Consider the following 11047-nt stretch of genomic DNA (forward strand, 5'->3'; position numbering starts at 1 on the left):
TCAGCTATCAGCTATCAAAAATAAAATTAATAGCTTTAATTTAAAGCTATTAATTAAAGATATTTTATACTGGGTCAGTAATGCCTAACTTTATTAAATACCACTTATCGCAGCAACCGCTACACCTAATTGATACATTATCTGCGTTGCTGTACTCCAAAGCGTTAGTTTATCCATATGGCTTGCATCCATTGGGACTACAATAGTATCACCAGGCTCTAATTGCTCTGCATTATTAGCCGCAAACCAGCCTCCTGTATTTGGAATTTTTACTGAGCCATTTGCTTTTATTATGTAAATACGGTCCTCATCAGCACGCTCTTTTAGGCCACCACTTAAATCAATGTAATCATCAACATTTACGCCTGCTTTATATAAATGGGAAGTAGAGTAATTAACTTCACCTATTACGCTAATCGAGTCACGCTTGCTAGGTACATATAAAACATCACCGTCTTGCAGGACTAAGTTTTGCTTGTTCTCAACAATCAGTGGTAAGTCGATAACTAAGCGCCCTACCGCTTCTACACTTGCTAAATCATTTAATAGCTTATTCATTTCTTCATATGAAAGTGAATTACTACTTACTGAGTTTTGAAAGCTTTTTGAGGCTATGTCGCGACGTAGCTCAGTTGATAAGCGTGCTAGCTGTTGCTGCTCTTGCTCTTTTATAGAAGCACGAGTAAATATTGCTGCTTTTTGCTCTGCAAATTTAGAGAAACCGCCCGCGCGTTGAAGCAACTCAGTCAGTGTCTCGCCACGGCGAATTGTGTATGTGCCAGGGAATCTAAGCTCACCTTTAAGTTCTACTTTTACGTTTTCTTGCCAATTGGGTATGGCGAATACGTTAATACTGTCTTTACTTTGCAGTGTAATATTACTTTGTGAGTCACCGCGCATAGCGCTTTCTAGGTCTAAACGTAAGTGTTCTATTTTAGAGGCGTCGCTCGCTACAATACGTGTAATTTCGGCTTGTTTTACGTAGGCAGATTCTAGTAAGCCACCTGCCGCGGTGACCAAATCGCGTACTTCACCGCCCACCATTAGCGGGTAAACACCTGGGAATGTAACATTGCCGCTAATTTCTACTAGCTGAATAGCCTGTTCGACAGAAGCCTGCTGCTTAAATTTAGCAATAAGTGGTGCAAGTAAATTATGGCGACTAAATAAAGCATAATCTTCTGGTTTTAATTCAAGTTCAGCTTCTTCTTTAGCTTTGCGCTTTGACATTTCAGCGAGTGTGAGGGCTTTATTTTCTTCAAAAATAAATTCCTCTTCTTCTTGATTTATACCAATATATTTTTCAAACTCTTTTTGCTGGTATGTATGCCACTGCTCAGCCTTTAGCTGCTGTTCTTGCTGCTCTTGGCTTAGGGCCATATTAGCAAGTGCTGATTTTTCAGCTTCTTTTTCTTCAAAGCGGCTGAATACAATAATTTTATCGTTTGCTTTTAACGTTAAGTTATTTTCTGGGTTTTTAATTATGGCTTGTGCTACATCAAACTGATGCGCTTCTATATCACCATTTATATTAATTTCGCGAATTACTAAGCCGTAGCTTAAATCTGCTTGTGGAAGCAGGTCACCACGTACTGATTTTAAAACATCTGAAATACGCTTACCTTGATACCACTGATAATTACCTGGGCGCGCTACAGCACCAATTAGGCTTATAGAGTTTTGATACTGTGAGCTTACAGAGTTAAAGTGTACGCGGTCGCCATCTTGCGGAGTGTAGTTAATTTGTGGCTTAGTGAAATCTATTGATAGTACTTCTTTGCGATCAAAGTTAAAACGCTCTACCACGGCATTTTTAGCATACGCACCTGCTTTTAAGCCCCCTGCCATTGAGAGTAAATGATTAGCCGTCTCGCCTTTTTTAAGTTCAAATATTGCTGGGCGTTTTACTAAGCCATCTACAGTAACTTGCGCCCCTACAGGTGGCACAAAAACAACATCACCAGGCTTTAATACGATGTCGTTACTGCTATCACCATTAATTAGTAAATCGTAAAGATCGAAATTAGCTACTGTTTTTCCAGCGCGCTTTACTTGTATATTACGCAGTGACGCAATTTCAGACACACCACCACTTACAAACAAAGCATGTGATACGGTTGTTAAAGACGATACGCTGTAGCTACCTGGTTTGTAAGCTTCACCTAGTACAAGAATACGCATACTACGTAGTTGACCTAGTGATACAAAGGCTTTCACCCCTATCACTTCTTGTTCAACTTTTACTTTTATGAGTTCTTTTATTTCGGCAAACGTTAAGCCTGCTACTTCTACAGGGCTTAAATCGGGAATACTAATACGCCCTTCGCGGTCAACTGTTACATCAAAGCTGTCACTTTCTTTTCCATAAAAGTTAATTTTTAGTTGATCGCCTGGGCCTACTATATAGGTGTCAGGTACGGCAGCATTTTCGCTTGGCATAAACGTAGTAGGTTCACCTGCAAAAAGCTCGTAACCATAAGGCTTTAATTCTTCTGTTTTTGGTTTAAAGCGCTCCTCGTCGGTTAAGTCTTCTTGTTCTTTTTCTTTTCGTTCACCAATAGTCGACTTCTGCTCGTTTGAGTTTGCGTCATTTGATTGATTTGCGCCGGTGATGGTAGAAATATCTACACCGTATTGTCTTGCTAGGGCTTCTTGCTGGGCTTTTGGCAACTTTTTAAATTGCTCAATTTGTGAGGCCGTTGGCGTAAATGCCATGGTACTAAAACTACAAAGTAGAATAAAAGCACTAAAAAATTGTGTAAAAACTTTCACGAGTAGGTATATCCCTAGGTCTACAACCAAAATTGGAGGCTATAATACATTAAATCTAGACAAATAAAAAAGGGACTTTCGTCCCTTTTGTCACTTAACTGTCATTAAATACGTTTTTGGTTAAAAACTATATACTAACGTTAATGACGTCTCTGTATCTGTACTTTCTTCGTCATCAGCAACATCTGAGTTATTGGTAACATTAAAAGCGACTTTCATTTGTAGCGAGCCATTTATTTTAGTTAGCAGTGCCGTCTCAGAACGCGTTTTGGTGTTTGAATCACCGTACTCAACCGATACAAGTTGAGTAAAACGTGCGTTGTCTGAAATTTGCCAGTTATAGTCTAACTTACCTAAAGCAATTACTTCACTGTCGCTTTCACCTGCAAGTAGGTTACCATCGTCGTCAACTTGGGTGCTGTCATCTGAGTATTCAAAAAATTTGTAACCCGGACCAAACTCAGCACTTAACCACATATCTGGCTGGTCGATTAAACGTAAGCCATAACCTGCAGAAATTACAGATTCAGTTCTATACGCGCCAAAATAGTCTGAAACGTGTGAACCATAAATGAATAAATGAGAGTTTTCTTCATTTAACTTGTAATTACCTTGAGCAGACGCTGAGTACTTTTCGTTGGTGCGTTGCTTTTCTTTATCACCGTTGTCATCTTCAACTTCATCTTCTTTGTAGATGCCGTCGATTTTGTACTCGTTGTTCCAGTTTTCTAGGTGATGTAATACCTTTAAACCGCCTTTTAACGTTGTAGTTTCAGTGTTACCGCTCGTGACGATAGCACCAAGCTCACTTGTTACTTCCCACGTTTTTTTCTCAGCGTCTTCTGCGAATGCGTTAGTTGCAGCAGAGGCTGCAACTAAAAGTGTTAAAAGCTTTAATTTCATTAAAAATAACCTATTTAGTACTTAGAATTAGTCTTGCTTGTGTAAATGTACATCCATTTGCGGATATGGAATTGCAATATCTGCATCATCTAATGCAATTTTAATGTTCTCTAATAATGACCAGTAAGTCGGCCAGTAATCACCTGAGTTTACCCAAGGACGGACAATAAAGTTGACGCTTGAGTCTGCCAGTTCAGAAACTGCAACAGTGTAAGCAGGATCTTTAAGTAAACGAGACTCTGCGTCAAGTACTGACTGTAATACTTCTTTTGTTTTTCGTAAGTCGGCTTCGTAACTTACACCAATAACTAAATCGATACGGCGGGTAGACTCACGAGAGAAGTTAGTAATAGCGCCCGACATAATTTGTGAGTTTGGCACGATTATAACTTTGTTATCTGGAGTACGTAGTTCTGTAGAGAATATTTCGATTTTTTTAACTGTGCCCATTTTACCGCCGGCTTCAACAAACTCACCAGATTTAAATGGACGAAGCAATATAATAAGTACGCCTGATGCAAAGTTAGACAGCGAACCTTGAAGCGCTAAACCAACAGCTAAACCAGCAGCACCTAAAATAGCAATGAACGACGTAGTTTCGATGCCTATTTGCGAAAGCGCCATTAAAATAGTCGCAGCAAATACAATAGCGTAAACTATACTCGATACAAACGAGCCTACCGCTTTATCTACTTTCTTTTTATCGAACGCTTTTTCTGTTAAGCCAGCACAAAACTTAGCAATGCGGCTACCAAGTAAAAAGATAACTAACGCTATAACAGCTTGAATGCCGTAGTGTAAAATTAAACCTGAGTTTTCGTTTAGCCAGGTAAGTATTGAATCCATAGTAACTCCAAATAGTTTTTATTAAGCAATTTCCCGCACGTAATTATACATTAATTTACATTTTATTCTCATTAAATAGTAAATTATAATTAGCAAGTTGTTGTTTTAGTGTTTTTTTAAGCCACTTTTAGCCCGCGCATAAGAGTACATACTCTTTATGAACCTTTACTGATAACGAAGTAAATTTATGAAATATTGATTTTTTTTGATTTTTTTTAGTTTTAGGCTTCACAACATTTATTATTTTATGTATTATGCGCGCCACACCAAACGAGGTGTGTAGTGGCGGTTGTAGCTCAGTTGGTAGAGCCCCGGATTGTGATTCCGGTTGTCGCGGGTTCAAGCCCCGTCAATCGCCCCAATTTTCTCCTTTTGTTCCTGATTTATCTCCCATTAGTTTTTCAATTTAAATTTATTCACCCATCCTGCTTTACCGAATATTTCACTTTATCAAATACTAATTTAGCTTCTGTTTACAATCGCACAATAATGCACCAATATACTTTACATATAAACAGAAAGTGCTACCTTATTAAGGTTTAATAGCATTTAGTATTAGCAAACCACCACTTCTTCTTGGGATATTCTAACGAGCATGATCAAACACGCTATTTTTATTTTATTACTTGGTTACCTTTCTTTTGTAAGTTTGAATGCAAATGCTCAAAATAATATTTCCTATGTAAAGCTACTTGGTGAACTTAAATATTTAATTTCGCAAAAGCAATTTGACGAAGCATACAAAATTAGTCAAAAGCACTATATATATTTGGGCGAGCCTGATTTTGACTACTTGCTTGGGGTTTCGGCGCTAAATTCTAATCTTTCGGCCCCTGCAGTATTTGCATTTGAGCGAGTCATTGAGGCAAAACCACAGTGGTATGAAGCACGTTTATATTTAGTAAAATCTTATATTGCAGCCAACAATTTACCTGCAGCTAACGCTCAAGCGAATGTATTAATTAATACTGATACTTCACCAAAGCGTGTAAAAAAAGCGGCTCGTTCTTTATTAGAAGCATCGCAGCGTAAGCAGCGCTTAACTGAGCGTACTTATGATCAAAGCATTGAGCTTGCATATGGTGTAGATGGTAACGTGAATGCAGGCACTTCTGAGGATACAATTTTAATCCCTAACTTGGGTGAGTTTTTACTATCGCCAAAAAGCAAAAGCAGCGACGATAATTATGTAAAGCTAAATTATAAAGGCCGTTACTTTTACCCTATAGATCAACATAGCGCTTTTGCTTTAGGTGTAAACACCGATTGGTACAAATTTAATGAGCTATCTGAATATGACCGCGTTAATACCAATGTATCAGGTCGATACCAACAGGCGTTAAATAATAACACCCTTTGGTATTTGCAAGTCGGTATTACACCTTTATTACTAAATGGTGAGCTATACAGAACTGAAACATCACTAACAAGTGGCGCTAGTTACCAATTCAATAAACAATTAAGTGTATTTGGCGCATTATCAGTTGGCCTTATGAATAATACATTTGATGATAAGTTAGATAACACTTTTTATACTCTTAATGTAGGTGCAAGTTACCTGTCTAAAAAGTGGTATCAAAGTGTAAGCGCAAACTTTAAAAATGAAAGCGCTAACATTGATGAAGGTGAATTTAATGCAAGGCACATTAGTGGGGTTTACTATCAAATAAACGCATTACTTAGCCAACATTGGCAAGTCTCTGCGCAAACAGGGTATCAATGGATTGAATATCAGGATAAACACCCGCTATTCCTTCAAGAGCGAAGTGATAATTTATTGATACTTTCGAGCTCATTACGCTACTCAGTTAATAAAAGTTTAGCGTTGCAATTAGCATTGAACTACCAAGACAAAACCAGTGATATTTCGTTGTTCGAATACGATCGCTTTGATACCAATTTAAGCGCAAGTTACTCATTCTAATTAAGGTACTTATGAAACATTTAATTCCGGTATTATCCACCTTACTTTGCGTGAGTTTTTTTTCTCAAGCAAGCACCACAGTGGCAGGAAAAACTATTTTAGCCCGAGGCGCTGTACTGGCTACAGATGCCGAATCCGCCCAACAGCGAACCCTAAAGCGACGCGATACGGTATATGATGTTGATAAAATAACAACGGGTGAAAAAAGCAAAGCACAATTTTCAATGTCTGATGGCGGCTTAATTGCATTAAAAGAAAACTCTGAGCTAAATATTGCTAACTATGAATTTAATACAACGACTCAGCAAGGCTCTGCCTCTATTGAGCTAATAAAAGGTGGGCTGCGTTCTATCTCGGGTGTTATTAAAAAAAATGGTGGCGCGTATAGCGTAAAAACACCGGTTGGATCAATTGGTATTCGAGGTACTCATTTTGAGCTACAGCTTGTAGATGGTGACATGTATGTAGCTGTTTGGGATGGCGCAATAGATTTAACACTGGAAGATCAAAGCATTGTATCTCTTGGTAGTAATGAGCCTTTTTCTTTTGCACAGGTCACTTCATTAGGGCGTGTTATTAAAACAACACAGGCACCTGCTGTTTTTACACAAACCATAGCGAGCATAAGTGATGACACAAATACTATTAGTGGTGACACAAGTGCTGAGCAACCCACAGAGCAGCAATCAATAGTACAAAACAATACTTCAGAAAAAACTATAGATGCCGATATATCAGTAACTGATGTTTATGCTCAGCAGCAATTTCAGGCGGTAAATGATGCAACTTTAATTGACCAAATCGCGCAGCGCCAAGGTGTTTTTAATTATCAAGCAACCAGTTTTGATGTGTCGTCGAGCCTTGGCGAGGTAAGTGACTTTTCTATGTCTATGTCAGTCGATTTTGATAACGGCACAGTACCCGATGGTGAAATCAGCTTTAATGATGCAGGGGGAAATTGGTACGCAGCTTACAGCGGCTTAATCGATTTAACCAAGCTGGATTTAGCCGTTACATTCGCTTCTCACAATAACAATAAAGCAACAGGCCAAATTGATGCTGTGTTTTTGAATGACATAGATACCATCACAGGTGATTTTAGCCTTAGTGAAATAAACAACCCTGCTGTAAACGCTGGCGGCGATTTTAGACTAGAACCTTAGGTAACCTGCACTTTAGGTAACAATTTTCTTTACTAGTATTCAGTTTAAGTAATTTGAATACAAAGCTATTTATTGGAGTATGTAGAATGACAGCAAAGAACCTTTTTTTGCTCGGTTTAATGGTTTTTTTGCTTAGTGCATGTGGGGGCTCTGATGAAACATCGCAACAAAACTCAGAGCAGCTACCTGTAGAACAAGTTACACCCACCCCTTCTGCTACACCCATAAATCTTACTGGTATAGCCGGTAACTCTGTTGTTACTAAAACACAGGTGTCAGGTGCTGTGGCCTCTAGCAGAGGGGTTGTAGGCACAACGGTTGCCAACTCTCAAGCTACGATAACTCTTTCACAAGTTAATGAAGTTATACAAGGCAATATCACTTTTTTACTTAGCGTGTCTGACCCCGATGGTATTAGCGCAGTAAATTTAGTACTCCCGAGTGTAAATAAAAGCCTAGCACTTTGTACACAAGCATGTGGAACAGCTTTTGAGCAGTCAGTTATAGGGTTAAGCCCTTACTTTTATGGCGTTGAGCCTGGTGACCTACGCTTAGAGATATGGATTACCGATAACCGTAACAATCAGGTACTTGCAGACGCAGTGACGACTAATTGGCAACCCTACCAAATAGAAGGCATATCGGCACAGCGAGATGGTCAATCGATTAATTTATCTTGGCAAGCTAACGATAACTTAAACCGTTACAATATTTACTTAGCTACCGAGGCAGGTGTAACTACAAGTAATGTAAACACACTTGAGAATGGGCAACAATTTTTAAGCATATCTGGAACAAGCTTTAATGTAGATGATCTGCTAGCAGATAAAAGCTACCAAGTTTTAATCACCGGTGTAGATGGCAGTGGTGAAAGCGGCTTTGCAGAAAAAATTAACTTAGCACCGCTAGGTGGAGAGCTAAACTTTGCACCAAATGCCGTTAACGATCAATTTTTAGTGAATGAAGATCAAAGCTTGCAAGGTAACGTACTAATTAATGACACTGATGAGTACCAAGGGACTCTTTACATAAATACAAACCCTTTGGTTAACCCTCAACATGGCAGTGTTTCCCTTAGCGAAAGTGGTGATTTTACTTATACCCCACGGACCAACTTTAATGGCAACGATGCGTTTAGCTACCAAGTAATTAATGAGCTTGGGATGATAGATACCGGCATTGTAGAAATAACGATTAATGCTGTAAATGATGCGCCCATAGCCCTTGATAACACGTACAACATTAGTGATGACGGAACGTTATTAATTGCTGCGCCCGGTTTATTAAGCAACGACAGCGATATAGACCAAGATCAACTCACTTTAGATACAACACCGGTTAGTCTTCCGAGTAAAGGCGCTCTTACACTCGCTTCGGATGGTAGTTTTGAGTATATAGGTAGCGCCAATATGCAAGGCGCGGATAGTTTTCAGTACCGCATTGTTGACCCTCAAGGCGCAGAGGCAATTGCCAGTGTTACTATTAATGCACAGGATCAAAATAGCCCGCCTACAGCTGTAAACGACAGTTACAGTTTAGATGAAGATACCACACTTGTAGTTGATACAAGCCAGGGGTTACTTGCCAACGACACAGACCCTAATAATGATACTTTTATTATTGATGATACATACAGTGTAACGCCCGCCCACGGACAATTACAATTAGCTACAGACGGTAGCTTTTCGTACATACCTGATGCAAACTACTACGGTATTGATGAATTTAAATACCAAGTAATCGACACGTTAGGTGCTACTGCCACGGCTACCGCAACACTCACTATAAATAGCACACCAGATAACCCTAATGCCCAAAAAGATGAGTACCAGTTTCAGTACAACCAAACACTGGTAGTTTCAGCTGAGAATGGCTTACTTAAAAACGATGTAAACATAGAACCTGGTAATCTCACTGTTAATACAACGCCTGTAGTTAACGTACAAAGTGGTATTTTAACCCTCAACGTTGATGGTTCATTTTCTTATCAACCTAATTCGGACGCTTTAGATGTTGATAGTTTCACCTATTCTGTTTCCAATGAACAAGGATTAACTGCAACAGCGCAGGTTGTATTAAATAAAACAGGTTCTAATTCGCCTGCTGAAGCGAATGATGATTTATACACCTTACTAGAAGACAGCCCAGCCACATTACTAAACGTATTAGAAAACGATACCGATGCAAACGGCGATACCCTCACTCTTACCGATGTTACAAATACAATAGGTACCGCCCGTATTGTAAATAATAGAATTGAGTATACACCCGAGCCTGATTACTTTGGTGAAGCAATACTAAACTATTCTATTTCTGATGGTTTTAGCGATAGCACGCCAGTGCAAAGCAACGCTACAGTAACGATCACTATTACACCCGTTAATGACGCGCCTACAGCAATGGCAGATAGCGCTGCAATGCAAGAAGATGCGCCGCCAATTTTGGTTGATGTGCTTACCAATGATACCGATGTAGACGGTGATAATTTAACCATAACAAGCGTTAGTACCGAATTTGGCTCAGCGAGCATTGTAGATAATAAAATTCAGTACAGTGCTGGGCCTAACGCTAACGGTGTTGCTATTGTGACCTATAGTATTTCTGATAATAACGCAGGAGAAGCTAGCGCTACTTTAGAAATAACCATTTCACCCGTTAATGATGCACCAATAGTAAATGCCGATAGCGTTACCATTACCGAAGATGCTTCTGCCACTTTGATAGATGTATTGAGTAACGATACTGACATAGATGGCGATACTCTAACGCTTTCTACTGTGAGTAGTGATAGCGGTAGTGTTTCAATTGTAAATTCGCAAATTCAATACATACCTGATGAAAACGATAATGGCACTGCAACAGTAAACTATACAATAACTGACGGTTCGCAAAGTGCTTCTGGGATACTCACAATAACGATTACCCCAGTTAATGATGCCCCGGTAGCAAACGCTGATACCGCAACTATTTTAGAAGATGCTGCGCCAACAAGTATTAATGTTGTTGGTAACGACATCGATGTAGACAACGATCCACTTGCTATTAGTACAGCAAGCACGAGTTCGGGAGCAGTTTCAGTATCTGGCAGTAACCTGCTTTACACACCCGAGGCAAATTTTAATGGTCAAACTGTTGTAAGTTATACGCTAACCGATGGCACAACGACTGCCGAAGGCGTGCTAACAATAACCGTCACGGCAGTTAACGATGCCCCTATTGCTAACCCCGACTCAGCGACTATTTTAGAAGATGCCGCCGCAACAAGTATTAATGTATTAAGTAATGATACAGATATAGAAAACAATACGCTTTCTATTAGTGCGCTAACAACCACATCAGGTGCAGTTACAAGCGCAGGTAGTGATGTGATATACACGCCAGAGGCTAATTTTAATGGACAAGCCACAGTAAACTACACCCTAAGCGATGGCACCGATAC

The 11047-nt window shown here is 39.4% G+C and carries 6 protein-coding genes and 1 tRNA gene; 4 read left to right on the top strand and 3 right to left on the bottom strand.

Annotated elements, in window-relative coordinates; genetic code table 11:
* Positions 1-93 precede the first annotated feature (93 nt).
* The 3 genes from CWC17_RS17345 to CWC17_RS17355 all read right to left on the bottom strand — a co-directional run bounded on the left by CWC17_RS17345 (position 94) and on the right by CWC17_RS17355 (position 4521).
* The gene (locus CWC17_RS17345) at positions 94-2772 is read right to left on the bottom strand and encodes an SLBB domain-containing protein (protein WP_138614298.1); all 2679 of its coding nucleotides are present in this window, start codon (positions 2770-2772) and stop codon (positions 94-96) included.
* 120 nt (positions 2773-2892) lie between these two features.
* A complete protein-coding gene (locus CWC17_RS17350) occupies positions 2893-3675 on the bottom strand; it encodes a DUF481 domain-containing protein (RefSeq protein WP_138541604.1) in 783 nt (260 codons plus the stop codon).
* Positions 3676-3702: 27 nt separating this feature from the next.
* Complete coding sequence (locus CWC17_RS17355; protein ID WP_055016622.1) at positions 3703-4521, bottom strand: mechanosensitive ion channel family protein; 819 nt, start codon at positions 4519-4521, stop codon at positions 3703-3705.
* Between the two features lie 285 nt (positions 4522-4806).
* Between CWC17_RS17355 and CWC17_RS17360 the strand changes: the two genes are divergently transcribed.
* From CWC17_RS17360 to CWC17_RS17375, 4 genes are all read left to right on the top strand, one after another.
* Positions 4807-4882, top strand: a tRNA-His gene (locus CWC17_RS17360).
* 234 nt (positions 4883-5116) lie between these two features.
* Positions 5117-6445: a hypothetical protein gene (locus CWC17_RS17365; RefSeq protein WP_138614300.1), complete on the top strand. Its 1329-nt coding sequence runs from the start codon at positions 5117-5119 to the stop codon at positions 6443-6445.
* Positions 6446-6456: 11 nt separating this feature from the next.
* Positions 6457-7608 (top strand): FecR family protein, encoded by a 1152-nt coding sequence (locus tag CWC17_RS17370; protein ID WP_138614302.1) that lies wholly within the window; start codon positions 6457-6459, stop codon positions 7606-7608.
* A gap of 86 nt (positions 7609-7694) precedes the next feature.
* A partial coding sequence (locus tag CWC17_RS17375; protein ID WP_138614304.1) for an Ig-like domain-containing protein occupies positions 7695-11047 on the top strand: 3353 nt, incomplete at its 3' end.

The organism is Pseudoalteromonas sp. S3785, from assembly GCF_005887365.1.
Lineage (GTDB): Bacteria > Pseudomonadota > Gammaproteobacteria > Enterobacterales > Alteromonadaceae > Pseudoalteromonas.

Bases quoted from the DNA above. Each gene is read 5' to 3' on its own strand.
- CWC17_RS17350 (WP_138541604.1), bottom strand. From the start codon at position 3,675: ATGAAATTAAAGCTTTTAACACTTTTAGTTGCAGCCTCTGCTGCAACT.
- CWC17_RS17355 (WP_055016622.1), bottom strand. From the start codon at position 4,521: ATGGATTCAATACTTACCTGGCTAAACGAAAACTCAGGTTTAATTTTA.
- CWC17_RS17365 (WP_138614300.1), top strand. From the start codon at position 5,117: ATGATCAAACACGCTATTTTTATTTTATTACTTGGTTACCTTTCTTTT.
- CWC17_RS17370 (WP_138614302.1), top strand. From the start codon at position 6,457: ATGAAACATTTAATTCCGGTATTATCCACCTTACTTTGCGTGAGTTTT.